The sequence below is a fragment of the Mycobacterium sp. NGS45 genome, assembly GCF_059812645.1.
Map to the genome: position 1 here is coordinate 65,240 of NZ_JCALDB010000018.1, position 25,648 is coordinate 90,887.

A 25,648-nucleotide genomic window follows, 5' to 3' on the forward strand; every position below is an offset into this window, starting at 1 on the left:
AGGCCAGCAGTCGGTTGCGCTTCGGGGCGGCAGGTGCGTTCATCACCCTTGATCTTGCCTGACGTGCACGCCGACCGGCGGAAACGACGCTGTTCGTACGGTCTCGGCGCGTTTGTCCACAGTTCCGCATTCATCCCCAGATCGGCATTCTCGGCCTGGTTGTCGCACAACTGTTCGAATAGCGTGGAGTCATGACCCGCAGCGACTACTGCCCTCCCGACGTGGTTCGGGAGCACGTGCTCGCAGATCTGGACGTGATCGATGCGGCGCAGGAACGAATCCGGACGGCCAGCACCGAACTGGTCGGGCAGGCCTTCCGGCTCGAAATGGCTGAACGCCTGGAGCAGCAGTGCAGGGTGAATCGCGGATTGTCCTGCCGGGTCTTCGGCGAGTTGGAGGATCCGGTCGACGGCGAGCCCGGACTGCGGGTGCGAGACGCGTTGCGCAATCGGCTGCGGATCACCAGCGCAGAGGTCAAACGGCGAATGAAGCTCGCAGCGCGGCTGCGGCCACGTCGTCAGCTGACGGGCCCGCCCCGACCGGCCGAACTGCCGGTGCTCGGTGACGCGTTCGACCGCGGTGACCTCAGCGAAGCGCACGTCGAGGAGGTGCGCAAAGCCCTCGACCACCTGCCGGCCCGGGTGGCTGCCGAGGACAAGGAGCTGGCCGAGAAGATCTTGGTCGACAATGCGCGCGAACATGATCCGCGTTTCGTCACCGAACTGGGCCGCGGAATCGCGGACACGCTCAACCCGGACGGACTCTTCGATGAACGTGACCGTCAGATCCGCCGGGGCCTCAGCATCGGTGCGCAAGGACCCGACGGGATGAGCCGGATCAGTGGATTCCTGACGCCCGAGGTGCGGTCCTATCTGGAGGCGATCGGCGCAGCGGTTCGCCCCGGTCATCACGTGCCAGGTGCCGAACAGACCGTGGTCGACGCCGCCAGCGACCCTCGTACCAAGTCGCAACGCATGCACGACGCCCTGGGTTGGGGCCTGCAGACCGCGTTGGCGTCCGGGAATCTCGGCGAGCACCGGGGGCTGCCGGTCACCGTGATCGCCTCGACGACGGTTGCTTATCTCGAGCAGGCGGCACAGGCGCTCGCCGACCCCAACGTGCCGATGCCGCCGCCCGCGCGCACCGGCGGAGGTTCCTCCCTCCCGATGCGTGACCTGATTCGGATGGCGGCCGCAGGCTCTACCCATTACCTAGCGATATTCGAAAACCATTCGGCACGACCGCTTTACCTCGGACGAACCAGGCGGTTCGCCTCGGCGGATCAGCGGATCATCTGCTTCGCCCGAGACCACGGTTGCACGCACTGCGACGCGCCGGGTTACGAATGCGAAGTGCACCATGCTCCGGTGGATTGGAACGCCGGCGGGCCGAGTGACGCCAATCGGCTGTTCTTCGCGTGCGGTCCGTCGAACCAGGCGGCCAGCCACGGTGGTTACACCACCGAGCTCACCGACGACGGTCGCCTGGCCTGGAGCGACGGCACCGGACCGCCCAAGGTCAATCGGCTGCACCATCCCGAGGAGTTGCTCGAGGAAGCGCGGCGGAAGGCTCAGGAGTGCGCCGAGGACCAGGACGGCGATCCGGAGACCCAGCGGGTCGACGACGAGGACGAACCGTGATCACACGTGCACGTTGCGCTGCCCGACCGCGTTACGCAGCCCCGAACAGTTGTAGCAGCCGACGCAGCCCACACAGTTGGTGCAACGCGCGCAGCCCAGACATGCCACACAGCGCAGGCAGGCGAAACAGCCCAAGCAGCCGAGGCAGGCCTGGATGGCGAAAGACAGCACGGTGAGCGCACTTCCGGAAACCAGAGCGCTGCTGGCGGTGCCTATCGAGCCCGCGACGCCGGCGCTGGTGACTGTCGCGATGGAACCCGCTACACCGGCACTGCGCGCGGTGGCGATCGACCCGGCCACCGCGGCACTGCCTTCGGTGGCAATGGAACGTGCCACCGCGACGCTCCGCTTGGTCGCCACCGAGCCGGTCACCGCGCGCGACGGTGGTGTATCGGTCATGGCCTGGCCTCCTTGCCGTGGTCAAGTGTAGTGGCGGCGCGCGGTCGGGTTGGTGGAACCGCGGCCAGCAGATCTCGGGTGTAGTCCTGCTGCGGATCGGCGAACAGTTCTGCGGCAGGCCGATATTCGACAGCGCGGCCGTCGCGCAGCACCAGCACGTCATGGCTCATGCGCTGCACCACCGCAAGGTCGTGCGCGATGAACAAGTAGGTCAGGCCCAACTCGCGCTGCAATTCGGTGAGCAGATCCAGTACCCGAGCCTGCACCGAGACATCCAGCGATGCGGTCGACTCGTCGAGGATCAGCAGATCCGGTTCACCGGCCAGCGCGCGGGCAATGCTGACCCGTTGGCGCTGTCCGCCGGAAAGCTCGTGCGGGTAGCGCTGCGCGAAGTCCGGCGTGAGCCCGACGAGTTCGAGCAACTCCCCGACCCGACGCTGCCGGGCGCTGCCGCGGCGCGCCAGACCGTGGGTGCGCAGCGGCTCGGCGATCGCCGCACCCACCCGCCTCCGCGGGTTCAGCGACGAGAACGGATCCTGGAAGACCAGACTGATCCGTCGTCGCACCGCCTTGGCAGCCTTGCCGCGTACGGTCAGGACGTCGACCGGCTGCGCAGATCCGTGCAGCAGCGCGCGGCCGGCGTCGGGGGTGATCAATCCGGTGAGCGCCGCGGCGACGGTCGACTTGCCGGAGCCGGACTCGCCGACCAGACCCAGCGTGCTGCCGCGTCGAATCCGGAACGAAAGGTCCTGCACGGCATGCGCCTTGGTGCGTCCGGCGCCGGAGTCGGTGCTGAACGTGACATCGAGCCCGGCCACCTCGAGCAGCAGGGCAGCGGCGTCGGCGGTGGGCTGGTTGGCCCGCTCGGCGGTCTGATCGGCCGGCTCGTCGGGACCCGACGCGGCCACCGTCACCGGCCCGGGACCGCCGAGCAGCGGCCGCGCCGCCAGCAGTTCGCGCGTGTAGTCCGCGCGCGGCCGGTCGAAGACGTCGAGCACCGGTGCCTGCTCGACTGCGACGCCGTCGTGCAACACGGTGACCTGATCGGCGACCTGCCCGATCACGCCCAGGTCATGGCTCACCCACACCACCGCGGTACCGAAGTCGCGCTGCAGTGTGGCCACCAGATCGATGATCTGCGCCTGCGTGGTGACATCCAGTGCCGTGGTGGGCTCGTCTGCGATCAGCAGCTGCGGATCACAGGCCAACGCGATTGCGATCATCACGCGTTGCCGCTGACCGCCGGACAGTTGATGCGGATAGGAACCCAGCCGCGACTCCGGATCGGGCAGGCCGACCGCGTCCAACAACTCGAGCGCACGGGTGTGCGCGGCCCGCCGGGTGGCGTTGCGATGCGTCTGCAGGGATTCGGTGATCTGACGTTCCAGGGTCAACAGCGGGTTCAGCGATGTGCCCGGATCCTGGAACACAAACCCGATCCGTCCGCCGTGCACGGCGCGCAGCACCCGCGCCGGCGCCCCGACCAACTGCACGTCCCCGGCCAACCGCGCGGTGCCGCCGACCGAGGCGCCGGGGGCGTCGAGCAGGCCGGTGGCCGCCAACACCGTCATCGACTTGCCCGAGCCCGACTCGCCGACGATGCCGACCGTCTGCTCGCGCTCGACGTCGAACGAGACACCGCGCACAATCGCCCGGGCGCCGATGCGCACGGTCAGGTCGGCGACACTCAACATCGGCCCGCTCACTGGCCCCGCCTGGCTTCGATCACGGTGCGCTGCTTGGGATCGAGGACATCGCGCAGACCGTCGCCGAACAGGTTGAACGCCAACACGATCAGGAAGATGGCCGCACCCGGGAACACCGCCATCCACCAGGCCAACGTCACGAAGCCCTGCGAATCGAAGATCATCCGGCCCAGCGACGGCTGCGGCGGCTGAATGCCCAACCCCAGGAACGACAGCGCGGCCTCGGACAGGATTGCGAACGCCAACGACAGCGAGGTCTGCACGATCAACGGCCCGGAGATGTTCGGCAGCACGTGTCGAGTCAGGATCGTCAGGTGGTTGGTGCCGATGCTGCGTGACACCGAAACGTACGGTGCCGCCCGCACACTGAGCGTGCTGGCGCGGGCCACCCGAGCGAAGATCGGGGTGTAGACGATGCCGATCGCCAGCGTGGTGGTGCTCACTCCGGGGCCCAGGATCGCGACCACGGCCAGGGCCAACAGCAGCACCGGGAAGGCGAACATCACGTCGACCACCCGCATCAGCACCGCGTCGAGCCAGCCGCCGCGGTATCCGGCCAGCAGCCCGACCGCGACGCCGACCACCGCGGCGAACGCCACCGACACCACCGCGACCCGCATGGACGCCTGGATCGCCACCAACACCCGGGACAGCACGTCGCGACCCAGTTCGTCGGTGCCGAACCAATGCGCGGCATCCGGGCCGCGCAGGGCATTGGGCACGTCGATGTCGTTGACTCCGTACGGTGCAATCCAATTCGCGCCGACCGCGATCACCGCCGTGCCGATCAGCAGCACGGCGCTGAGCACAGTGATCGGGTTGTTCAGCAGCAGGCGCAGCGCCGACACCCGGGCGGGGATCGCAGCGGTCATGACAGCCGGATCCTCGGGTCGACGACCGCGTAGAGCAGGTCCACCAGCAGATTGATCAACAAGAACAGCGCCGCGATCAGCAGCACCGCACCCTGGATCACCGGATAGTCGCGGGCAGCGACCGCGTTGTAGACCAGCCGGCCCAGACCGGGCCAGGCGAACACCACTTCGACGACGATCACGCCGCCGAGGATGGTGGCCAGTTGGATCCCGGTGATGGTCAGGATCGGCACCAGCGCATTGCGCAGAATGTGCCGCCCGGTCACCACCCGAGCCGGCAGACCCTTGGACTTCGCGGTCCGCACATAACCCATTGCGGCGACCTCCAGCACGGCCGAGCGCACGTAGCGCGTCATGATTGCGCCGGCCACCATGGCGACGGTCACGCTGGGCAGGATCAAATGCCGCAGCCATCCGCCCGGATCCTCGAGCAGCGACCGGTAACCCGACGTCGGCAGCCACCCCAGCGTCGAGGAGAACAGCGCGATCAGCAGGATGCCCATCCAGAAATCCGGCACCGACACCCCGAACTGGCTTGCCACCCGGACGATTCCATCCGAGATCCGGCCTTCGCGCAGTGCCGACCACACGCCGGCCGGAAGCGCGATGAGCAACGCGATCAGCATGCCGGCCACCCCCAGGGACAGGGTCGCGGGTAGGCGTTCCAACAGCGTCACCGTCACCGGCTCGCCGTTGCGGAAGCTCACGCCGAGATCACCGCGCAGCGCCGAACCGACGTAGCCGAGGAACTGCTCGAAGATCGGCCGGTCCAGCCCGCTGGCGGCACGCAGCGCGGCATAGGACTCCGGTGTGTAGCGGGTGCCCAACGCGATCCGCACCGGATCCCCCGGCACCAGGTGCACCAGTGCGAACACCACCACCAGCACGCCGAGCAGCACGATCGCGGCGTGCCCGAGACGACGAAACAGGAAGCGGGTCATCGGGTTTGGTCACCCCCCAGAACGGCGGTGCGGAACCGGATCGCGCCGTCGCGGCGCGCCTGGTAGCCGGACAGCGCCGGAGTCCAGGCCTGGATGATCGACGGGTTGTACAGGTACAGGTAGCTGACCTGATCGGCGATCCGGGTGGCGGCCTCGGCGTAGACGTCGAACCGCCGGGTCCGGTCGGTGGTCACCCGCCCGGCGTCGAGCAGTTGGTCCACGCGGGGGTCGGAGAACTTCTGCGCATTGCTGGTGCCGTCGCTGTGGTGCTGGGCGTAGTAGAAGTCGTCCGGGTCGATGTTTCCCAGCCAACCCATCATCAGCATGTCGAAGTTGCCGGTGTTCTGCTGATCCAGCCAGGTCGCGAAATCGACCGTGCGGATGTTGACCGTAATGCTCAGCGGGGCAAGGTTGCCGGCGATGATCTGCGCTGTGGTCACGGTCTCCGGATACTCGTTGGTGACCAGCATGTCCAGGCTTTCCGGATGTGCGCCGGCCGCGTCGAGCAGTCGGCGGGCCTCGTCGATGTCGTACCGGTATCGGTCGTAGTGCACGTACCACGGGTTGCCTTCCGGGATGGCCAACTGATTGGCCGTCGCGGTGCCGTAACTGGTGGCGGTGATGATCGAGTCGCGGTCGATCGCGTAGCCGATGGCTTGCCGCACCCGCACGTCATTCCATGGTTCGCGGGCCTGATTGAGCGCCAGATACCAGTAGTCGTTGCTGGGCGTGACCGACACCCGGATCGAGTCGTCGTTTTCGAGCTGCTTGACCCGTTGCGGCGGAACCGAATCGGTCCAGTCCACCTCACCGGCCTGCAACGCCGACAGCGCGGTCGACGGGGTGGAGATGAACCGGTAGGTCACACCCGGGATCTGCGGTGCCCCCGCCCAGTGATCCGGGTTGGCTTTCAGGGTGATCGAATCGCCGGTCTTCTGGCCCGCGAACACGAACGGCCCGGTGCCGATCGGGTGAGTGGCGATCCGGCCGCTTTCCACGTTCTCGCGCTGCACGATCGCCATGCCCTTGAAACCGCCGAGATTGGTCAGCAGATTCGGGGTGGGATGCGCGACGGTGACGACGACGGTGTCCGGGCGCGGCGCGCTGACCGAGGTGACCGCACTGAATTTGTCGGCGTTGGCCAGCTTCTCGTCGATGATCCGCCGGTAGGAATACACCACGTCGTCGGCGGTCAACGGCCGGCCGTCATGCCAATGCACATCGGGGCGCAGCCGGAAGGTCCAGGTCAGCTCATCGGGGGAGACCTGCCAGGACTCGGCGAGCGCGGGCTGCATGGTCAGGTCGGCGTCGGGTTCGACCAGGGTGTCGAAGACGTTCTCCAACACCTCGAACGAGAAGTAGGCAGTGGTCTTGTGCGGGTCGAGTTGATCCGGTTCACCGGCGATCGCAGCGATCAACGCGCCGGCGCCGCCGTTGCCGAGGTCCACCCGCTGACCGGTCGTGCAACCGGTCAGCACGGCCACGACGATCAGCACAGCGGTCCACGCCGCTGCTCTGCTCATCGCCATCACCCAGCCTGTTCGGGTCCACGTATCGGTCCAGCGCCGTGGCAATGCGACGGTCTGTCGCCGTCATCACCCGATTCGACGCGGTGCCAACCCTACTCGCCGCGGCAACCTGGTTGGGGCCGATGGCCACACCGAGGCGACGATCGGAGACCGACCGCTATTCGGCCTCTTCCTCGCTGACTGTCGGGGCCGGCGCGGGCTTTTGCGGCTTCTTCGGCGCGAACGACTTCAACGCATCCGCGACGGCCTTGGCCGGGTTGGCGTGCTGGCCGAACCGCGGCCTGGGCTTGGTGTCCGATCCACCCGTGCCGGCCTCGCTTTGGGTTGCGTTGTCCGGCTTGGGATTCAACGGGTTCGGCTTGAAGACGTTGAACTTGGGCAGCTTCGGTTGCGGCAGATCGATTTTCGGCAGTTTGACCCGCGCCGGGCCGGACTCGGGGACGGACTGCGGTGCCGATGCATCGGAGTTCGTCGGCGGCGTCTGCGGGACGAGAACGTCTGGTTCGACGCGCTGTTGGGGCGTGTCGTCCTTGGCCACCAGCGCGGTGGACGGGGGCGGAGGAGCCGGCTTTGCCTGCGCGTCCTCAAGACCCTGCCCGACAGCGTCGGCGAAGCCGGTGGCCACGTTGACCGGATTCCACTTCTGCGGATCTGTGGGGAACAGCTGAGCCGGCGAGGGCTGGCTGTAATCGGTTCTGTCGTAACCGAGTTCGACCAGGTAGCGCAGCGGCGCGTCGAGCGCATCGATGATCGGTTCCGGCACGTTGAGCTGCTCGAGCGGCATCAGCAGCGGCAGCGTCTCGGTGGGGATGACGTAGTAATAGGTGCCGGTCTTTGCACCTTCAGGCCCCTCGGTGGTGTGGTCCTGGTAGAAGTCCGGGTTGTCTTGATCGATGCCGTCCAGCGCATCCGAGTCGAGATCCTGGGTGTCGCCGTGCAGATACACGATGCCCATGACGGCGTTCGCGGTGGCCAGCAAATTGAGCGGATACTTCGGGAAGTCCGACCAGCCCGAATACTGCCGCGCGATGTCGTAGGTCAGATCACCTTCGCTCGGGGTGGCGCCGTTGAACGTCACATCGAGGATCGGGATGTGCAGTCCGGAGAATCGGGCCAGCAGACCGCCGTTGGCCTTGTTCGGATTCTCGATCAGCACATAGGTGACGCCGGCGTCCGAGTTCGCGATCTTGTACACCGTCGCGACCACCGCGCCCTGCGAGAACGCGACGATGGTGTCGCCGTCGCTCACCACCCCGTCATTGCTCAACTGGGCCACACCCTCGGCCACAGATTGGTTCCAGGTGGGATCGCCCAAGCCGCCTTGCGAGATCGGCCAGAACCCACCGGGGTAGTCGACTATCGACGTCTGATCATCACCTGGGAAAGCGTGGTCGATGGCGCCCATCATGTTCTCGACGAACTGCTTCTGCTTGCTGTCCGTCCGAACATCGCCGATATTGGTGCCCGGGACGTAGTGCACGGTGTCATTGGTGAGCACCAAACTTGCGGTGATCGAGGGGGTCAGCCCGAGTGCGACTGCGCCCGCGGCGGCCACGCCGGCCATCCCGAGCACGCCGAGTGTCGGCCGCTTCGACTCGCGGGTCGATGCTTCCTCGTCCGCCGTCGGTGCGCGATGGCGCCCACTGGCTTTCCGCATGGAAGTCCCACCCCTTACGACAATGTCGTCCCTGTTTGGTGATAGTACGGCATGAATTTGCCGGGTGAACACATGCTCGCCGAAATCGGGGGTCCGGAGTTTCCCACCGGCAGGCTCCTTGTGGCCCTGCAAGGGCTGGTTGTGCTGGGCTGATCCACCGCCCCCTGGGTGGAGTCAGGCTCTCGGGCCCGACGAAATGCGCGCCGTAGCGCGCCCGCAGCAAATGTTGCCAGGAGCGTCAATTTTCGGCCGGCGTCGTTGCCGATGTGACCGCCGTTGCCGACGGGACCCGCGGCGCAACGCGGTAACGCCGGCGGCTCGGAAAACGAGATCTTGCATGAGGAACCTCTTTGGGATGGAAGCGGATGTCTGAGCCAGTTAGCCAAGCGCTGGGCCTGTCCATCGGCACCAGCTCGTTGGTCGCGGTCACGGCGGCCCGCGCCGTGCGGCGCGCCCCGACCCTGACCCTGCCCACCGGGACGATCACCGACTTCGTCGACCGGGTCGGTGATCCGATCGGGATTCTGGCCCCGGACGGCGGCAGCCATCGCGCCGAACGGTTGCTGGCCGAGGCGCTGCGGGAGGCCGCCCAGCAGGCCACCAGCGGACAAACCTGGCCCGACATCGCCGCCGTCGCGCATCCGGCGCATTGGACCCCGGCTGCTGTCAGGGCCCTGACCAGCGCGCTCACCAAGATTCCGCAGTGGTCGCGGCGGCGCCCGGAAGTGCTCTCCGAGGTGACTGCCACCGTCACCGCGCTGCAGCGCGATCCGGGATTGCCGGCCCACGGCGTGCTGGTGCTGTGCGATTTCGGCGCCACCGGCACCAGCCTGACGCTGCTGGACGCGTCCAATCGGTGCCAACCGCTGGGTCCGACTGTGCGGCACACCGACTTCTCCGGAACGCTGATCGACCAGATCCTGCTCAGCCACGTGGTGGACCAACTGGCCGCGGCCGGCGCCGTGGACCTGGACAGCACGTCGGCGATCGGTTCGCTGTGGCGACTGCGTGAGCAGTGCCGGGCCGCCAAGGAGAGATTGTCGGCGAACAGCGTGACCGCGCTGCCGGTGCAGCTGCCCGAGTTCCGCGGCGACGTGCGCCTGACTCGCGCCGAGTTGGACGCCGCGTTGCGTGCCCCGTTGAGCGAACTGCTCGACGTCCTGCACGACACCCTGGGCCGCGCCGGTGTGCACCTAGCCGACCTGACCGCGGTGGCCACCACCGGCGGCGGAGCCGGCATCGCGGCGGTCACCACCACCCTGTCCCAGCAGCTGCGGGTTCCGGTACTCACGTCGCGCCGACCCGCGCTGTGCGCCGCCGTCGGCGCGGCGCTGCACGCGACCCGCGATCCGCGGCAAGAGGCAGCGACGACGATGACCCCGACCATGGCGGCGCCCTCGGCGGCGACGACGGCTGCCAGTTCGGTTCCGGTGTTGGCGTGGTCGGCCGAGGATCCCGACGTCGGTGACGATCTCGTCGCGTTCGAGGAGGAACCCGACGGTCTTTCCGGGGCGCGTCCGCAGGTTCAGTTCGAGCCCGAGGACACCCCGGTGCTGCCAGTGCGGTGGTATCAGACGTCGTTGGCGTCGACGGTGGCCGCCGCCGCGATGTTCCTGGCCATCGTCGGGGTGACGGGCATCGTGCTGACCAACAACGCGGATTCCGCGCCGTTGGCCGAGCCGGCACTGAGCATCACCACCGTCCCGGTGGCCACTCCGGACGACGAATTGGCCGCTTCGGGCGCGCAGCCGCCGCTGACCATCGCCGCACCCACCCAGGTGGCCGCGCCCAAGCGGACCGTCACGGCGGTGCCTGCCCCCACCAAGACCGCCAACGTGGTGCGCCAAGCCGCGCCCGCGCAGACCCGGGTGGTGCAACGCCAAGCGCCTCAGGTGCCTGCCGCCGCGCCGGCACCGGACCCTGCGCCGGCCGTCGTCCCGGTGCCCGCGCCCATCCCGGTACTCGTCCCGATCCCGCTTCCGCAGCAGACCGTGACGCAGACCGTGAGCCCCACGGCCACACCGACTTCGGCCGTGGAGCCGACTGCGCAGCCCGAGCCCACCCAGGAACCGGAGCCGACCCAGGCGCCGACCCAGGAACCGGAGCCGACCCAAGAACCCGAGCCCACCCAAGAGCCCGAGCCGACCGCCGAGCCGACCCAGGAACCTGAGCCGACCCAAGAGCCCGAGGCTCCGGCCGAACCGACGACCCCGACCGAACCGACGACCCCGACTGAGACCCCGACCGAATTGCCCGGCTAGCCTGAGGTTTCGGGCAGGTAGTCGCTGCCGTCCCAGACCAGCGTCCGCTGGGTGATCTCGCCGCGATCGCAGTCCGGGTCGCAGGTGTTGTGCGACTGATGGATTCGATACTCGCCGTCCGGTCCGGGGCCGACCAGCGACGCGTAGTAATAGGCGTGCTTACCGCGGTAGTGGATTTCATCGCCGGCCCAGCCGATGTCGGCGAAACCGTCCGATTGCGGAATCAGCACCAAGATCCCGTCGTAGCGACCCGGGTTGTAGTTGATGAACACGTTGCCGGTGGCATCGGTCGGCGGGTCGGCGAACGACAGCGCCGTGGCGATCACGTCGACGGGTATGGCCGGCAAGGTTTCTCCGGTGCCCAACACCGTCGCGATGCAGCCGCGGCTGGACGTCGTGTTCCCGTCGTCGAGGGTGAGGAATACCCGCGCGGTGCCGAGTTCGTCGTTGTCGATGTCGGTGTAATCCAGCACCTCGCCGGTGCATCCGCTGTCACTGGGCGGCTGATCGGGGAACTCGAGGACCCGCTGCGACTGCCACGGCAGCCGGAACTCGCCGATGCTGTCCGAGTCGCCGGCCGAACAGCCGCTCAGACCGGCCGTAACGAAAGCGGCGGCCAGCATCAGGGCACCAACCGACCTCATCACGCCGCCGAACACCTCCCCAACCTGTGCGCCGCTGCGACCAGTGGAGTGCGCGGGCGCCGCAGCCGCCCCGGAATATACCTGCGCGGCGGTCAATTCGTTCGGGGCACCTTCACCAGCACCACTTTGGCCAGCGGAATGTGCATCTGTACCGGCTGATCCGCCAACCGGACCGCGACGTCGCGCTCCAGCAGCTCGCAGACCTGCACGGCGCGACCGGGATGGTCGTCGGCGTCCAGTCCGCGCAGCAGGGTGTCGAACACCGCGACACGCAGGAACGACGCCCAGCGCGCCCCGAACGCCTCGGCGTCTTGATCCACCCGGTACTGCCCGTAGAACCGGTCCTCGGCGTCGAAGATCTCCAGGTGTTCCACCGCCAGGCCTTCGAATCGGTCCTTGGGGGCGAACGGTGCCACGAAATCCTGGGCGCTACGCCCGACGATCGGGATCGTCATGGCGCGCAACTCGTCGGCCGAGATCACCTTGGCGCTCACCAGATCCTGTAGGCCGCCGTAGATCGCGTCGACCAGCGGACGCATCCCGAGTTCGCCGTCTTCGTCGATGCCCATGGTCAGCACCACGAGCCGACCCGCGGGAGCCAACTCCCTTCCGCGGAACGCGATGAACTCATGCCAGTCGGTGGCGGCCTGACGCGCGCAGGCGCTGCGGATCTGCGGGTCGGCGCTGTAGGCGGGCAGCACATGGTCGTCGATGCCGGGCGGGGTGCGGGAAAGCCAGTGGATGGCCCATGAAGACCAACCCAGGTTGACGCTGTGCGACGGCAGGATCTGCTCGTAGAACGATCGGCCGACCGCCGCGAAGTACACCGCCGGGTCGCGGTGCCGGTAGCTGTCCGGGTCGGTCGCCAGGGTGCGGAAGGTCTCGGTGAAGTCGTTCTCGGCGATGTCGGTGTGCACCACCAGGATCGGCTGCTCGGGTGGGGTGCGCTCGCGTAGCCTGCTGATCGCCGCGTTCACCGGCAGCAACGCGTTGTGGCCGGTGGCGGCGCCGTAGTCGGCGATCACGATCGGCTGCGGCGGCTTGGGTAGCGGCACGTTTGCGGCCGCCGTCACGAAAAGCTCTGTGGTTTGCGCCAACCCGGCGGCCTGCAGCCGAGAGGCGGCGGTGTAGGAGCCGCTGTCCTCGGGTTCGGGACGCACCACGATGCTGGACTCTGGCATGGCGCTAACCTCGGCGGCGCCGGCGGAGCAGCAAGCCCACCACGATCCCCACCACCAGCAGGCCGGTGAAGAAGAACCACACCGGCAAGCTCACGGTCGCCCACAGGATGTGGATGTCGGTGCGGTCCCGGTTCTGCGCGATGAAGATCGCGGCCAGCGCGATCAGGATCAGCGCCACCCAGTAGCGCAGCGCCACCCGACGAGTCCGCCCACCCGTGGAATGCTCGACATCTTCGGTGGGCATGGCGACCTCCTGGACGGTGGGCGAGTGCTACTTCGAACGGTAGTCGTCGGAGCGGCCGCATGAAACACTTCGGGCCATGAGTGGTTCGGGTAAGGCGCCGCGCCTGCTGTTGAGCTCGGCGATCACCATGCTGGTGCTCGGCTTCGTCGGCTTCTTGACCGCACTGCTGCTCAACGTGTTCGTCTTCGATGATTTCGACGCCTACGGCGAGGTCCCGATCCCGGGCGAGGAGACCCTGCACCTGCCGGCCGGTGAGGTCACCATCGCGTTCCACGCCGTGACCGTCGGCGGGGGCGGCGCGGGCCTGCCGATCCCGCGGCTGAGCATCGGGATCACGGCGCCCGACGGCGTACCCGAGCCGACCCTGGTGGAAAGCATCGGCGGCAGCACGACGGTGAACAACGATGCGCGGGTGCGCGTTTGGGTCGCTCAGGTCGCCGAAGAAGGGGACTATCAGATCTCCACGGACGGCGACGTCGGCGCATTCCTGTACCCGAGGCTGGCGTTCGGGCATCCGAGTCCGTGGGGTTGGGTGCCGTGGGCATTCGGCGCGGTGTTGGCGGTCGGCGGGATCGACCTGGTGGTGGCGTTGGTCTGGCTGGGCCGCAACCGGGCGTCGCGCGATGCCGCCGAGCCGACCGACGTCGAGCAGGCGTTCGGGCGTGACTTCGAACCGGAGTTGCAGCAGCACCGCGCACCCGTCCCGACCGAGTTCACCGAGCCCGCTGACCCTCCGACAGCGCGCCACTCCTATCAGCCCACCGATCAGGGCGTCCGGATCCAGCAGCTGAAAACCCTGGCTGCGCTGCGGGATTCCGGTGCACTGACCCAGCAGGAGTTCGAGGCCGAGAAACGCCGCGTACTCGAGGGCAGCTAGGTCTCGAGGGCAGCTAGTGGCCGCGCGCCACCCAGTCGTCGTAGTTGACCAGTTCGTCGCCGATCCGGGTGGTGTCGCCGTGGCCGGTGTAGACCACGGTGTCGTGCGGCAGCTTGCCGAGTTTGTCCTTGATCGAGCCGAGGATGGTCGGGAAATCCGAGAACGACCGTCCGGTGGCGCCCGGCCCACCCTGGAACAGCGTGTCCCCGGAAAACACCGCACCGAGTGCCGGTGCGTACAGGCAGGTCGAGCCGGGGGAGTGCCCGGGAGTCTCGATGGCGTGCAGTTCGATGCCGTCGGCGCGCAGCACGTCGCCGTCAGCCAGAGTGCGGAACTCGTTGTCCGGGTGCGTCATTCGCCACAACATGTCGTCGGCCGGGTTCAGCAGCACCGGGGCGTCCAGCTCGGTGGACAGCTGCGGCGCCACGGTGATGTGGTCGTTGTGGCCGTGCGTGCAGACCACCGCCACCACGTGCCGGCCGCGTACCGCGTCCTTGATCGCGGTCGCGTCGTGCGCGGCGTCGATCACGATCACTTCCTTGTCGTCGCCGACGATCCAGATGTTGTTGTCGACTTCCCAGGAGCCGCCGTCGAGCTCGAAGGTGCCGCTGGTGACGAGGCGTTCGATGCCGGCTTGCGTCATTTCAGCACCACCACCGAGCGCAGCACGGCACCCTCGTGCATCTTGTGGAACGCGGCTTCGACCTCGTCGAGCCCGATGCGTTCGGTGACGAACTTGTCCAGCGGCAACCGGCCCTGCCGGTACAGGCTGACCAGGGTGGGGAAGTCGCGCTCGGGCAGGCAGTCGCCGTACCAGGACGACTTCAGCGCGCCTCCGCGGGAGAAGAAGTCCACCAGCGGCATCTCCAGGGTCATGTCCGGGGTGGGCACGCCGACCAGTACGACGGTGCCGGCCAGGTCGCGCGCGTAGAACGCCTGCTTCCAGGTTTCCGGGCGCCCGACGGCGTCGATCACGACGTCGGTGCCGAACCCGTCGGTCAGGTCCTGGATGGTCTCGACGACGTCGAATTCCCGTGCGTTGATGGTGTGTGTGGCGCCGAAATCGCGGGCCCAGTCCAGCTTCTTGTCGTCGGTGTCGACGGCGATGATCTGCCGGGCGCCGACCAGGGCCGCCCCGGCGATCGCGGCGTCACCGACGCCACCACAGCCGATCACCGCGACCGTGTCGTCGCGGTTGACCGCGCCGGTGTTGATCGCCGCGCCGATGCCGGCCATCACGCCGCAGCCCAGCAGTCCGACCACCGCCGGGTCGGCTTCCGGATCGACCTTGGTGCACTGGCCTTCGTGCACCAGGGTCTTGTCGGCGAACGCGCCGATGCCGAGTGCCGGGGTGAGCTCGGTGCCGTCGGTCAGCGTCATCTTCTGGGTGGCGTTGAAGGTGTCGAAACACAGGTGCGGACGACCGCGCTTGCAGGCCCGGCACTGGCCGCACACCGCGCGCCAGTTCAGGATCACGAAGTCGCCCACCTCGACGTTGGTGACGCCGTCGCCGATCGCCTCCACGGTCCCGGCCGCCTCGTGGCCGAGCAGGAACGGGTACTCGTCGTTGATGCCGCCTTCGCGGTAGGTCAGGTCGGTGTGGCAGACGCCGCATGCGATGACGTCGACCACCACCTCGCCGGGGCCTGGGTCGGGGATGACGATGTCGACGAGCTCAACGGGCTCGCCCTTCTTCCGGGAAATCACACCGCGCACTGTCTGACTCATGCCTACAACCTAGTGCCTGCCGCAAGGCCATGAGCTCGGACTCGACCTGGACTGGAATGGTGTCTGGACGATTGCCCAGACGGCCACGGCGGATTAGCGTCAAAAGGCGTGGGGGTACAGGTTCGAAGCGACGTACTGGTGGCCGCGCGCGCCGCACACCAGCGTCGGGACTGGCATGCCAGCTATGCCGGCTTCGAACAGGCCAGTGCTGATGGGCCATTGGCGACCGACGACCTCGATGCGCTGTCGCTCGCGGCCCTGCGGCTGGGCCACGTCAAGCAGGCGACCCTTGCCGCCGAGCGGGTGTTCGCGACGTTGGTGCGCTCCGATCCGACGGCCGCGGCCGTCAAGGCCGACGAACTCGCGCTGGCCTGGCTGGTGCGCGGCGACCTGAACATCGCGCAGGGCTGGATGAACCGCGCACGCCGGCTGCTGGTGGGTGCCGAAGAAGGGCTGGCGCACGGCTATCTGTGTTACCTGGATGCCGCGCTGGCTGTGGCGAACCAGGATCTGGACGCGTTGGCCGCCCACGTCGGCAGATTGGCTGAACTTGCGCGCAGCCAGGACATGCCGGCGTTGACCGCGCTGGCGCTGATCGGCGACGGTCTGCAGCAGCTGCTGAGGGCCCAGACCAAGCAGGGCTACTTGCTGATCGACGAGGCGATGCTGTCGTTGATGGCCGATCAGCTGCCGATCGAATGGGTCGGCGACATCTACTGCACGGTGCTGGCGCACTGTCACAAGCTTGCCGACCTGCCTCGGATGCGGTCCTGGACGCGTTCGATGGAGCAGTGGTGCGGGGTGTCCGGCTCGGTGCCCTACGGCGCGGTGTGCGACGTGCACCGGCTGCAGATCGAGGTGGCCACCGAGGACTACCGTCGGCTGGCCGAACGTCTGGACCAGGTGAGTCGGCAGCTCGAGGACTGCAACCGGTGGGCGGCGGCCGCGGGCTACTACGAGCTCGGTGAGGTGCGCCGGTTGATCGGTGATTTCGCCGGGGCCGAGCAGGCCTTCGAGCGCACCCGCTTGCTGGGGCTGGACCCGCAACCGGGTGCGGCGCTGCTGGCCTGCCGGCGTGGCGACCCGCCCTCGGCGCTGACCCAGATCCGTCTTGCGCTGTGCGAGCCCGACCGGTTGGGCCGGGTGCGGCTGTTGCGCGCCGCGGTCGAGGTCGCACTCGGCTGCGATGCCCTCGATGATGCCGAAAACCATTGTGCTGAACTGGAAGCCGAGGCGCTGGCGTTCGGCACGCCGGGTTTCCTGGCCTGGGCGGCGCATGCCCGCGGGACGATCCAGGTCCGCCGCGGGCGCTTCGAGGACGCGTTGACGTCGCTGCAGGCAGCGTTGCGTGAATACCGGGTGCAGCGATCTCGGTATGAGACCGCTGAGGTCTACGAGTGGATGGCGTTGGCCCATCGCGGCCTGGGTTCCGAGGCGGCCGCCGCAGCCGATGCGGCAACCGCCGACAGCATCTACGCCCAGTTGGGTGTGGCGCCGTCTGGGATCTGCGGGACCGCGACGCCGGGCGGGTTGACCCGGCGCGAACACGAGGTGTTGTCGCGCATCGCCTCGGGCGCGACCAACCGGGAGGTCGCCGAGCAGCTGTGTGTCAGCGACAAGACGGTGGCGCGGCATCTGGCCAACATCTACGCCAAACTCGGGGTGTCCACGCGCACCGCGGCCGCCAACTGGGCCTTCAAGCACGGTGTACTCACCGAAGCCGACCGATCTACATAATCTGCACCATTCGGTGACGTCCAAAACGCATGATCTGCCGGATGTGCACGACGGCACCGACTCCTTAGCGTCGTGCCATGACCACACTGGAAACGCGCGACAGCGCAGCCACAGATCCGGCCGAGGAATTCGGCGCCCGGATGATCGGCATCCTCAACGACGCTGCCACCGCGATCTTGTGCAGCATCGGTCACCAGACCGGACTGTTCGACACCCTGGCCGACCTGCCGCCGGCGAGCAGCGTGCAGATCGCCGACGCTGCCGGGCTCGACGAACGCTATGTGCGCGAATGGTTGGCCGGTCTGGTCGCCGCGAAGATCATCGATTACGACCCGACTGCCGCCAGCTACCTGTTGCCGGCGCATCATGTGCCCGCGTTGAGCCGCTCCGGTGGCCCCGACAACGTCGCCAAGCTGGCCCAGTACATCTCGATCTTCGGTGAGGTGGAACAGCAGATCATCGGCTGCTTCCGGCGCGGCGGTGGACTGCCGTACTCGGCGTTCCCGCGGTTCCACGCGGTGATGGCCGAGGAGAGCGGCGGCGTGATCGACGCGGCCCTGATCGACACCACCCTGCCGTTGGCCGACGGGCTGTGCGAGCGGCTGCGCGCCGGTATCGACGTCGCCGACATCGGTTGCGGCAGCGGGCATGCCGTCAACGTGATGGCCCGAGAATTCCCGAACAGCAGGTTCACCGGGTACGACTTCTCGCCGGCGGCATTGGCCACCGCCACCGCGGAGGCCGCCGACCTGGGGCTCACCAACGCCCGGTTCGTGGCTCTGGATGTTGCCGAACTCGATGCCACCGAGGCCTTCGATGCCATCACAGTGTTCGACGCGATCCACGACCAGGTGGATCCGGCTCGGGTGCTGGCCAACATCCAGCGTGCGCTGCGGCCGGGCGGACAGTTGCTGATGGTCGACATCAAGGGCTCCAGCAACCTGGAGGACAACATCGACATCCCGTGGGCAACATTGTTCTACACGATTTCGACCATGCACTGCATGACGGTGTCGTTGTCGGCCGGCGGCGCGGGGCTGGGCACCATGTGGGGCGAGCAACTGGCCACCGCGATGCTCGAGCAGGCCGGTTTCGCCGACGTCACGGTGTGCGACATGCCGGCCGATCCGTTCAACACCTACTTCGTGGCGCACAAGGATTGATCGCGACTACTCGTCGCTGAAGAAAAACCCCTGCGCTGATCGGTGCTCGGCGTAGCCTCCCGACCAGGTGGTTCGACGCCCGTCGGGGGGAGTCTGTGATGTCGGAATCGGTAGAGAAGTGCGAGGTCTGCATCGTCGGGGCCGGTCTGGCCGGGATGAACGCACTGTTCGTCGCCAGTCGGTACCTGGCGCGCGACCAACGGGTGATCCTGGTGGATCGCCGCCAGCAGGTCGGCGGGATGTGGGTGGACACCTATCCGTATGTGCGGCTCCATCAACCGCACGGCGTGTTCACTGCGGGCAACATCAAGTGGACATTGGGACGCGAGCGCGGCTACCTGGCTTCCAAGGGTGAAGTGCTCGACCATTTCGAGCACTGCCGGCAGGTGATCGAGCAGGACCAGCGCGTCGATGAATTCTTCGGCTGGACACTGGAATCCGATGAGGAGTTCGACGGCGGTGTGCGAGTGCGCTGCCGGGCCGCCGACGGTCGCAGCGTGACGATTGAGACGAAGAAGCTGATCAAGGCCTACGGCTTTCAGGTCGAGGGAAAGGACCCGTTGCCGCTGACCAGTCAGAGTGTGAAATCGGTGTCGCCCGATGACTGCGACATGCGCTCCGGGCCGCTGCACGACGACACCGCGCCGGTCTGGGTGATCGGTGGCGGCAAGACCGCGATGGACACCGTGTACACCTTGTCTCGCGCCTGTCCGGGCCGCGAGGTGAACCTGCTGGCCGGCGGTGGAACGTTCTTCAGTAACCGCAAACTGCTGTTCGCCGAGGGTCGGTCTCGATGGCTCGGCGCCGCGACGCCGGGCAGTGGGCTGGTGGCAGAGTGTGCGGCCCGCTTCGACGGCACCAATGAAGACGAGGTGTGGGATTGGCACCGCTCGAACTACGGTCTCGCGGTGACACCGGAAGTCGGGAACTACGTGGCCGGGTTGCTCTCCGAAGCCGAGCAGCGCGCGATTCTCTCCGCGTGCGGCCAGGTGGTGACCGATCACCTCGTCGATGTCGTCGACACCGAGTCCGGGCCGCAGCTGCAGCTGCGCAGCGGTGCCAGTGTGGCGGTACAGCCAGGGAGCTGGTTCGTCAACTGCACCGGCTACCTCACCCATCTCCACCCACCGTATGAGCCGTACACGTCATCGAGTGGCAACACGCTGTCCATCCAATCCCGCTCGGCCACCATGAGTCTGACGTCGTTCGGGGCCTACTTCGGCACGCATCTGCTGCTGTCCGGCCAACTCCGCGACGTCCCGCTGTACGAACTGGACACCTTTGAGCTGTACCGCAGATCACGAAAAGCCTTCCCGTACACTCTCTTTGCATTGGTGCAACACAACATGAGTCACTACGCCGATGCGCTGCCGATGTCGGCCTTCCGGGAATGCGGGCTGGATTTCGACCTGTGGTACCCGTTGCCGAGACGGTTGTTCACCCTGCTGCAGTTCATGCGCACGCATCGGGCTGACCGGGTACGCGCCCGCCAGGTACTCGACACCGTGCACGACCGCTTCGACGTACGGTGCGGTCCACTGACCTTCGAAACCCAAAAGACATCCTGATGGACCAATATCGGCGCGGTGATCTGACTTTCGACGGCCTGGACCTCGGACCGGCAGACGGACCGCCGGTGCTGCTGCTGCACGGCTTCCCGCAGTTCAACACCAGCTGGATCCCGGTGGCGCAGCGGTTGACCGAGCGCGGATACCGCTGTCTGGCACCCAACCAGCGCGGCTATTCACCGGGAGCCCGCCCGTCGCGGCGGCGCGACTACGTCGGTGAACAGACCGTCGGCGACGTCGTCGCACTCATCGACACGCTCGGGGTGCCGCAGGTGCACCTGGTCGGGCACGACGCCGGTGCCGGCGCCGCGTGGGGGACTGCGATGTTGCATCCCGAACGGGTGGCGTCCGTGACGACGCTGTCGGTGCCGCACCCAACGGCGTTCTTCAAGGCGATGGCGACCAGCCGACAAGCGCTGGCCTCCTGGTACGTCTACTTCTTCCAGCTGCCGCGAATCCCGGAGTGGTTTCTCAGCCGGCGTGGCGGTCGCGGCTTCACCTGGATGGTGGGCGACTACTGCGGCCAGTCACCGGAGCGGGCCGCGCGTGACTGGCAGGCGATGGCGGATTCCGGCGCGCTCACCGCCGCGCTGACCTGGTATCGCGCCATGCCGCTGAACAAGCCCGGCGTGTTGCGCATCAAGTCGACGGTGCCGACCATGTTCATCTGGAGCGACGGCGACATCGCGGTACGGGAGAACGGCGCGCTGGACACCGCCAACTACGTCACGGGCGACTACCGCTTCGAGCGGATTGTCGGCGCCTCGCACTGGCTGCCCGACGAGCGCCCCGACCAGATCGCCGATCTGCTGCTGCAGTGGTTCGAGGCTCATCCGTTGCCGGCCTGATCGCGTGCAGTCGCACGTAGGCTGAGCGGCGATGAGTGCACTCGATGTGATCGCTGATTGGCCCGTACCGAATGCTGCCGCCGCGGTAGTGGATTCCTCCGGGGTGCTGGCCACCCACGGTGACACCGCCGCCCGGTTCCGATTGGCCTCGGTGACCAAGCCGCTGGTGGCCCGGGCCGCGCAGGTGGCGATCGAGGAGGGCGTCGTCGACCTGGATACCCCGGCCGGACCCGAGGGCGCCACGATCCGGCACCTGCTGGCGCACGCCTCCGGCCTGTCGATGCTGGATGACTCCATCCTGGGGAAGCCGGGCGCCCGGCGGATCTACTCCAACACCGGCTTCCGGGTGCTCGCCGAAACCCTCGAGGCGGCCAGCGGCATCGAGTTCGGCCGCTATCTGCGCGAGGCGATCTTCGAGCCGTTGGGGATGGCGAACTCCGCGTTGGACGGCGGAGCCGCTACGGCCGGCTACGGTGCCGAATCCACCGTCGATGATCTGACCAAGTTCGCCGCTGATTTGCTGAACCCCACCACGGTGTCGGCGGCCATGCACGCCGAGGCGATCTCGGTGCAATTCCCCGGTTTGCGCGGCGTGTTGCCCGGCTACGGGTCACAGAAGAATAACGACTGGGGCCTCGGTTTCGAGCTGCGCGACACCAAGTCGCCGCATTGGACAGGCGCGGCGAACTCGTCGGGCACCTTCGGTCATTTCGGCCAATCAGGCACGTTCATCTGGGCAGATCCGGTCAACGAGCTGGCTTTGGTGGTGCTCACCGACCGCGATTTCGGGGACTGGGCGCATCCGCTGTGGCCCGCGGTCTCTGATGGGGTCCTGAGAGAATTCCGCGCACACTAGCGCAACACGTGCCTCACAAGGCACAATAGACACGCGCGACACACAAATTCGTGACGCTCCAGTTCGAAGAGGCCGTTGGGGAAGACGTCCCTCGTCGAAACAAAGGAGCAGCCGATGCGTGCGTCGAACCAGTTCGCCGACGCGACGACAGGTGTGGTCTACATCCACTCCTCTCCCGCGGCGGTATGCCCACATGTCGAGTGGGCTCTTTCGTCGACCCTGAATGCCAGGGCGAAGCTCACCTGGACCCCGCAACCAGCCATGCCCGGACAGTTGCGCGCGGTGATCAACTGGGTCGGCCCGGTGGGTACCGGGGCCGCGCTGGCCGATGCGCTGCGGTCCTGGTCGGTGCTGCGCTTCGAGGTCACCGAGGACCCGAGCTTCGGTGTCGACGGGCAACGGTTCTGCCACACCCCGCAGCTGGGGCTGTGGAGCGGGGCGATGAGTGCCAACGGCGACACCATGGTCGGCGAGATGCGGCTGCGCGCCCTGATGGCCGACGGCGCCGATGCGCTGGCCGCCGAACTGGACACCGTGCTGGGCACGGCGTGGGATGAAGCACTCGAGCCCTACCGCAATGGTGGCGACGGCGCCGAGGTCAGCTGGCTCAGCCGCGGTGTTGGTTGACGTTCAGTCCCGCTGCCACAGGCAGTAGCCGCGCAGCGTGACTGTGAACAGGTGGTTGCTGACCTCGATGGCCAGTGGCTGACCCGGGTCCGCGGAGAACGCCTCGGGCTCTGAGGTCTCGCCCGCTCGGATCACGTCGACGCGCTCTGCGCTGCACTGCGTTTCATTGGTCTGCGGCGAACCCGTCCAGGTTCCGGCCATGATCTCCGGGTTGCGGCGGCCCTGCCCGTGCAGCGTCAACGGGTCGCCGGTGGTCAGCCAACGATCCGAGGACGGGTAGGGGTCCCGGTAGCGCTGCCAGCTGCCGTCCTGGCACTCGAGCAAGTTCTTGGCGTTGCTCGGGGTGTCGGCGGCGTCGGGTAGCGCAGTGAGTGCCCCGTCGAGGTCTGAACTGCAGGCCGAACCGGCCTGTGGCGCAACGTTCGCCGTCGGGTCGGGGGTGGGCGTGGGTTCGGCGTGGGCCGCACATGCGCTGACCACGGCCGCGGTCAGCGCAGCCGTGGCCAGTGCCGGGATGTGACGACGCATCAGCTACTGGATCGTCAGCTTGCTCAGGTCGGCCCGCATCATCCGGACGTTGTAGCCGTCCCACTGAGACAGGTTGTAGTACAGGTACTTTGCGTTGGCCTCGCCCACGACGGTGGAATCACCGGAAATCGGGTTGATCATCGGGGCGTACATGCTCGAGTTCTGGCCGTAGTAGTCGTTGCCCTGCAGGGTGGTCGCATTGGACCACTTGCCCTGCGGTGAATCCGACACCCGCATCACCACGTTGTTGGCGCCATCGGTGTAGGTGACGACGTACTTGTCGAGGAACGGGTTGTACTGCACCGACATCTCGCTGACGTTGCCGTTTGCGCCACCTGCGTTGAGGAAGCCGCCCGCCTCGAACCAGGACGGGAACACCAGTTTGAGCAGGCTCTCGAACGGCTTGACGAAGACGCCGAGGATCCCGCTGCTGGGCAGTATCGAACCAGCGCCTTCGGCCGTGATGACGGCCTTGGCCTGGGTGGGATCGCCCTGCACCCAATTGCCGCTGCCGTCTGCGTTGTCGCCGGCGTAGTACTGATATTCGTCCAGGTCGGTGATCTTGCTCTCGGCCACCCGGGCGACGTACGCCGAACCCTGCCGGCCGGACGGCGTGCCGTAGACGTAGACGTACTGTTCGCCTTCGCCGACCGCGCCGCCGGTCCAGGAATCGGCGTCGTCCTTGTCGCCATAGACCATGGCGTTCTGCTGGAAGTTCTTGTCGGTGGCGGCCTTCCGGACGGTGCTTTCGTCAATCGTCCACGTCTTGCCGCCGTCGGTGGACACGGCGGTGGCCGCCCAGTTGGTGGTCCAGCTGCCGGCCTGGCCCCACTCCCGAATCGACATCACGGTGGCGTACTGGGTCATCACCGGCTGGCCGTCGGCGTCGTAGACCTGCTGGCCCTCCGCATCCCGCACGGGAACAGCGATTCCGGCGGTCGGGATCAAGGTGTAGGTGGTCGTGCCCAGGTCGGCGTCGACGGCGTCGGGAGAGATGATCTGGGCAGCGCCTGCGCGGTTTCCTCCGGTCCCGTACCACGTCGGGATTCCCGGCGGGTTCTCGGCGGCCCCGGCGCGGATCAGCGCATCCGTGAACGACATGCCGTTGTTGAGGTCCCAGTCACTGGACCGGAACAACACGTTGTTGCGCCAGTCTCCGGTCATGCCCGATTCGCTGTAGGTGTCGCCGAACAGGGTGTAGATGACCGGCTTACCGGTAACTGGATCGTTGTAGCCGCTGTCCCACATGATGCCGAGGTCGGTGCCCGCGACATACCAATGACTGGTGTTGCTGTTCGGGCCGGTGACCCAGCCGGTCTGCGAAGAGCTGGTCGACCCGGAAATGACCGGTGCCGCAGTCTGTCCGGGACCGACGATGACCGTGCCCGGGGCCGCGGCGTCGGTGGTCACCAACGCCATCTGCTGGATCTCGGCGTCGGTCCGCAGGGTCGGCTCGCCCTCGGCCACGGTGTCCTCGACGTCGCCTGGTGACACCAGTGTGTTGCCGTTCGGGTTGATGGCGCTGGCGAATTCCCGTCGCGCCCAGGCCATCAACGCCCAGGCGGCCGGTGGTCCGCCGGGTGCCACCGGGGTGGCTCCGGCGCCCAGCGGCGACAAGCCGACCGCGGCCAACAGCGCCGACACCACGGGTGCGGGGCTCGGTGTCGCGGCCTCGATCGGCGCGGCATCGTCGCCGGCGGCTGCCAAGGGCGCGATCGGAGCGGCTGCGCCGAGCTTCGGCGTCGCTGCGGTGACGACGGTAGTCGGCAGGTCGTCGAGCGTGTTGATCGCGGTCTGCGCGCGCCGGGTCACGGCCTTGCTCACCGCACTGGTCGCCGCGCGGACGTTGACGAGCACCGCGTCCGGCCGGGCCGGCCGACGCAGGTCCGGGACGGCGGTGACGGCCTCGGGGATGATCCGATCCCGGGATTTGGTCTCGGATTTCGTGGCGGTCTTCTGGACCTGCTCGACGGCGGGCGCGGCGGGCTTGGCCGGAGTGGCCGCCGCCGGGTCGGTGGGCTTGGTGCTCGCCGCCGGGAGTTGGGGCAGCCGGATGCCGATTCGCTCGCCGAGGTCGGCCAGCAACTCACGCGGCTTGGGCGGGGTGGCTTGTGGTGTGGTTTCGGCGGCCGGGGTCTCGGGGACGTTGGCGGTCGGGGTGCTTGAGCCGGCCGGGGTGCTCGAGCCGGCCGGGGTGCGGCCGTTGCCGAGGGTGACCCGAGACTTCTCCACCCGACTCTGGGCGCGTTCGACACCGTCGTTCAGCGAATCCCTCACGTCGTCGAGACTGGACTTGACCTCGCTACGGACTCGTTCCCCGAGCTTGGACAGCGCGGACTTGCGCGGCGTCTTGGCGGCGCCGTCGTCGCTGCTGGTGGTGTTGGCACCGCCGGTCTCGGTGCCGTCGGCCCAGGCGACCCCGGTGCCGGTGGTCAGCGCGGTGCCGATCCCGAGGGCGACCGCAAGAGCACCGACACGACCGATGTACTTGGTTGAATCCATGACGCTCCGTACTCATCAATTCGCCGGCCCCAGACCTGTGCGAAACGTACCGCGTGCCGCCCGGGGATCGGACGAGACGCGCCGATTCCACCGGAACGGTTCGACCAGGGTTTTCAGACGCTAGCGTGCCGCTACGCCAG

General features: G+C 67.6%; 22 protein-coding genes. 9 read left to right on the forward strand and 13 right to left on the reverse strand.

What is annotated here, in order from left to right:
• The first annotated feature begins 191 nt into the window (after nt 1-191).
• A complete protein-coding gene (locus tag AC5Y3P_RS16640) occupies nt 192-1,640 on the forward strand; it encodes a 13E12 repeat family protein (protein WP_500047020.1) in 1,449 nt (482 codons plus the stop codon).
• Here AC5Y3P_RS16640 and AC5Y3P_RS16645 read toward each other — a convergent pair whose 3' ends face one another.
• The 6 genes from AC5Y3P_RS16645 to AC5Y3P_RS16670 form a co-directional block, all read right to left on the reverse strand.
• Complete coding sequence (locus tag AC5Y3P_RS16645) at nt 1,641-2,039, reverse strand: hypothetical protein (RefSeq protein WP_500047021.1); 399 nt, start codon at nt 2,037-2,039, stop codon at nt 1,641-1,643. It lies immediately after the preceding gene.
• Nucleotides 2,036-3,733 (reverse strand): dipeptide ABC transporter ATP-binding protein, encoded by a 1,698-nt coding sequence (locus AC5Y3P_RS16650; RefSeq protein ID WP_500047022.1) that lies wholly within the window; start codon nt 3,731-3,733, stop codon nt 2,036-2,038. Before AC5Y3P_RS16650 ends, AC5Y3P_RS16645 begins: the two co-directional genes overlap by 4 nt.
• An 8-nt stretch (nt 3,734-3,741) precedes the next feature.
• Nucleotides 3,742-4,617 carry an ABC transporter permease gene (locus AC5Y3P_RS16655; RefSeq protein ID WP_500047023.1) on the reverse strand — a complete coding sequence of 292 codons (876 nt, stop codon included), beginning with the start codon at nt 4,615-4,617 and terminating at the stop codon, nt 3,742-3,744.
• Entirely contained in the window at nt 4,614-5,558 is a 945-nt protein-coding gene (locus AC5Y3P_RS16660; RefSeq protein WP_500047024.1) for an ABC transporter permease, read from the reverse strand. Before AC5Y3P_RS16660 ends, AC5Y3P_RS16655 begins: the two co-directional genes overlap by 4 nt.
• Complete coding sequence (locus AC5Y3P_RS16665; RefSeq protein ID WP_500047025.1) at nt 5,555-7,081, reverse strand: ABC transporter substrate-binding protein; 1,527 nt, start codon at nt 7,079-7,081, stop codon at nt 5,555-5,557. Before AC5Y3P_RS16665 ends, AC5Y3P_RS16660 begins: the two co-directional genes overlap by 4 nt.
• Nucleotides 7,082-7,244: 163 nt before the next feature.
• Nucleotides 7,245-8,744, reverse strand: coding sequence for a PE-PPE domain-containing protein (locus tag AC5Y3P_RS16670; protein WP_500047026.1), 1,500 nt, complete (start codon nt 8,742-8,744; stop codon nt 7,245-7,247).
• A gap of 365 nt (nt 8,745-9,109) precedes the next feature.
• Between AC5Y3P_RS16670 and AC5Y3P_RS16675 the strand changes: the two genes are divergently transcribed.
• Complete coding sequence (locus AC5Y3P_RS16675; protein ID WP_500047027.1) at nt 9,110-11,005, forward strand: Hsp70 family protein; 1,896 nt, start codon at nt 9,110-9,112, stop codon at nt 11,003-11,005.
• Here the strand turns inward: AC5Y3P_RS16675 and AC5Y3P_RS16680 are convergent.
• The 3 genes from AC5Y3P_RS16680 to AC5Y3P_RS16690 all read right to left on the reverse strand — a co-directional run bounded on the left by AC5Y3P_RS16680 (nt 11,002) and on the right by AC5Y3P_RS16690 (nt 13,074).
• Complete coding sequence (locus AC5Y3P_RS16680; RefSeq protein ID WP_500047028.1) at nt 11,002-11,652, reverse strand: hypothetical protein; 651 nt, start codon at nt 11,650-11,652, stop codon at nt 11,002-11,004. The genes AC5Y3P_RS16675 and AC5Y3P_RS16680 overlap by 4 nt on opposite strands.
• 89 nt (nt 11,653-11,741) lie before the next feature.
• Nucleotides 11,742-12,830, reverse strand: coding sequence for a class I SAM-dependent methyltransferase (locus AC5Y3P_RS16685; protein WP_500047029.1), 1,089 nt, complete (start codon nt 12,828-12,830; stop codon nt 11,742-11,744).
• 4 nt (nt 12,831-12,834) lie between these two features.
• The gene (locus tag AC5Y3P_RS16690; protein WP_500047030.1) at nt 12,835-13,074 is read right to left on the reverse strand and encodes a DUF1049 domain-containing protein; all 240 of its coding nucleotides are present in this window, start codon (nt 13,072-13,074) and stop codon (nt 12,835-12,837) included.
• A 76-nt stretch (nt 13,075-13,150) separates the two neighbouring features.
• On the opposite strand from AC5Y3P_RS16690, the gene AC5Y3P_RS16695 reads away from it, so the two are divergent.
• Nucleotides 13,151-13,951, forward strand: coding sequence for an SHOCT domain-containing protein (locus AC5Y3P_RS16695; RefSeq protein ID WP_500047031.1), 801 nt, complete (start codon nt 13,151-13,153; stop codon nt 13,949-13,951).
• Between the two features lie 13 nt (nt 13,952-13,964).
• On the opposite strand, the gene AC5Y3P_RS16700 is transcribed toward AC5Y3P_RS16695, so the two are convergent.
• Both AC5Y3P_RS16700 and AC5Y3P_RS16705 read right to left on the reverse strand, forming a co-directional pair.
• Nucleotides 13,965-14,594 (reverse strand): MBL fold metallo-hydrolase, encoded by a 630-nt coding sequence (locus tag AC5Y3P_RS16700; RefSeq protein ID WP_500047032.1) that lies wholly within the window; start codon nt 14,592-14,594, stop codon nt 13,965-13,967.
• Nucleotides 14,591-15,679 carry an S-(hydroxymethyl)mycothiol dehydrogenase gene (locus AC5Y3P_RS16705; protein ID WP_500047033.1) on the reverse strand — a complete coding sequence of 363 codons (1,089 nt, stop codon included), beginning with the start codon at nt 15,677-15,679 and terminating at the stop codon, nt 14,591-14,593. Before AC5Y3P_RS16705 ends, AC5Y3P_RS16700 begins: the two co-directional genes overlap by 4 nt.
• 108 nt (nt 15,680-15,787) lie before the next feature.
• Between AC5Y3P_RS16705 and AC5Y3P_RS16710 the strand changes: the two genes are divergently transcribed.
• From AC5Y3P_RS16710 to AC5Y3P_RS16735, 6 genes are all read left to right on the forward strand, one after another.
• Nucleotides 15,788-17,416, forward strand: a complete 1,629-nt coding sequence (locus AC5Y3P_RS16710; RefSeq protein ID WP_500047034.1) for a LuxR C-terminal-related transcriptional regulator — start codon at nt 15,788-15,790, stop codon at nt 17,414-17,416.
• A gap of 77 nt (nt 17,417-17,493) precedes the next feature.
• The gene (locus AC5Y3P_RS16715) at nt 17,494-18,579 is read left to right on the forward strand and encodes a class I SAM-dependent methyltransferase (protein WP_500047035.1); all 1,086 of its coding nucleotides are present in this window, start codon (nt 17,494-17,496) and stop codon (nt 18,577-18,579) included.
• 98 nt (nt 18,580-18,677) lie between these two features.
• The gene (locus AC5Y3P_RS16720; protein WP_500047036.1) at nt 18,678-20,147 is read left to right on the forward strand and encodes an FAD-dependent oxidoreductase; all 1,470 of its coding nucleotides are present in this window, start codon (nt 18,678-18,680) and stop codon (nt 20,145-20,147) included.
• Entirely contained in the window at nt 20,147-20,995 is an 849-nt protein-coding gene (locus AC5Y3P_RS16725; protein ID WP_500047037.1) for an alpha/beta fold hydrolase, read from the forward strand. The genes AC5Y3P_RS16720 and AC5Y3P_RS16725 overlap by 1 nt, the downstream gene beginning before the upstream one ends.
• Nucleotides 20,996-21,026: 31 nt before the next feature.
• Nucleotides 21,027-21,851: a serine hydrolase domain-containing protein gene (locus tag AC5Y3P_RS16730; protein WP_500047038.1), complete on the forward strand. Its 825-nt coding sequence runs from the start codon at nt 21,027-21,029 to the stop codon at nt 21,849-21,851.
• A 114-nt stretch (nt 21,852-21,965) separates the two neighbouring features.
• Nucleotides 21,966-22,478, forward strand: coding sequence for a DUF3145 domain-containing protein (locus AC5Y3P_RS16735; protein WP_500047039.1), 513 nt, complete (start codon nt 21,966-21,968; stop codon nt 22,476-22,478).
• A 3-nt stretch (nt 22,479-22,481) separates the two neighbouring features.
• Here AC5Y3P_RS16735 and AC5Y3P_RS16740 read toward each other — a convergent pair whose 3' ends face one another.
• Complete coding sequence (locus AC5Y3P_RS16740; RefSeq protein WP_500047040.1) at nt 22,482-23,006, reverse strand: hypothetical protein; 525 nt, start codon at nt 23,004-23,006, stop codon at nt 22,482-22,484.
• A 3-nt stretch (nt 23,007-23,009) separates the two neighbouring features.
• The gene (locus AC5Y3P_RS16745; protein WP_500047041.1) at nt 23,010-25,508 is read right to left on the reverse strand and encodes a glycoside hydrolase family 183 protein; all 2,499 of its coding nucleotides are present in this window, start codon (nt 25,506-25,508) and stop codon (nt 23,010-23,012) included.
• Between the last annotated feature and the right edge of the window lie 140 nt (nt 25,509-25,648).

Coding starts and splice junctions, on each gene's coding strand:
- AC5Y3P_RS16640 (WP_500047020.1), top strand. CDS start 192: ATGACCCGCAGCGACTACTGCCCTCCCGACGTGGTTCGGGAGCACGTG.
- AC5Y3P_RS16645 (WP_500047021.1), bottom strand. CDS start 2,039: ATGACCGATACACCACCGTCGCGCGCGGTGACCGGCTCGGTGGCGACC.
- AC5Y3P_RS16650 (WP_500047022.1), bottom strand. CDS start 3,733: ATGTTGAGTGTCGCCGACCTGACCGTGCGCATCGGCGCCCGGGCGATT.
- AC5Y3P_RS16655 (WP_500047023.1), bottom strand. CDS start 4,617: ATGACCGCTGCGATCCCCGCCCGGGTGTCGGCGCTGCGCCTGCTGCTG.
- AC5Y3P_RS16660 (WP_500047024.1), bottom strand. CDS start 5,558: ATGACCCGCTTCCTGTTTCGTCGTCTCGGGCACGCCGCGATCGTGCTG.
- AC5Y3P_RS16665 (WP_500047025.1), bottom strand. CDS start 7,081: ATGAGCAGAGCAGCGGCGTGGACCGCTGTGCTGATCGTCGTGGCCGTG.
- AC5Y3P_RS16670 (WP_500047026.1), bottom strand. CDS start 8,744: ATGCGGAAAGCCAGTGGGCGCCATCGCGCACCGACGGCGGACGAGGAA.
- AC5Y3P_RS16675 (WP_500047027.1), top strand. CDS start 9,110: ATGTCTGAGCCAGTTAGCCAAGCGCTGGGCCTGTCCATCGGCACCAGC.
- AC5Y3P_RS16685 (WP_500047029.1), bottom strand. CDS start 12,830: ATGCCAGAGTCCAGCATCGTGGTGCGTCCCGAACCCGAGGACAGCGGC.
- AC5Y3P_RS16690 (WP_500047030.1), bottom strand. CDS start 13,074: ATGCCCACCGAAGATGTCGAGCATTCCACGGGTGGGCGGACTCGTCGG.
- AC5Y3P_RS16695 (WP_500047031.1), top strand. CDS start 13,151: ATGAGTGGTTCGGGTAAGGCGCCGCGCCTGCTGTTGAGCTCGGCGATC.
- AC5Y3P_RS16700 (WP_500047032.1), bottom strand. CDS start 14,594: ATGACGCAAGCCGGCATCGAACGCCTCGTCACCAGCGGCACCTTCGAG.
- AC5Y3P_RS16705 (WP_500047033.1), bottom strand. CDS start 15,679: ATGAGTCAGACAGTGCGCGGTGTGATTTCCCGGAAGAAGGGCGAGCCC.
- AC5Y3P_RS16715 (WP_500047035.1), top strand. CDS start 17,494: ATGACCACACTGGAAACGCGCGACAGCGCAGCCACAGATCCGGCCGAG.
- AC5Y3P_RS16720 (WP_500047036.1), top strand. CDS start 18,678: ATGTCGGAATCGGTAGAGAAGTGCGAGGTCTGCATCGTCGGGGCCGGT.
- AC5Y3P_RS16725 (WP_500047037.1), top strand. CDS start 20,147: ATGGACCAATATCGGCGCGGTGATCTGACTTTCGACGGCCTGGACCTC.
- AC5Y3P_RS16730 (WP_500047038.1), top strand. CDS start 21,027: ATGAGTGCACTCGATGTGATCGCTGATTGGCCCGTACCGAATGCTGCC.
- AC5Y3P_RS16735 (WP_500047039.1), top strand. CDS start 21,966: ATGCGTGCGTCGAACCAGTTCGCCGACGCGACGACAGGTGTGGTCTAC.
- AC5Y3P_RS16740 (WP_500047040.1), bottom strand. CDS start 23,006: ATGCGTCGTCACATCCCGGCACTGGCCACGGCTGCGCTGACCGCGGCC.
- AC5Y3P_RS16745 (WP_500047041.1), bottom strand. CDS start 25,508: ATGGATTCAACCAAGTACATCGGTCGTGTCGGTGCTCTTGCGGTCGCC.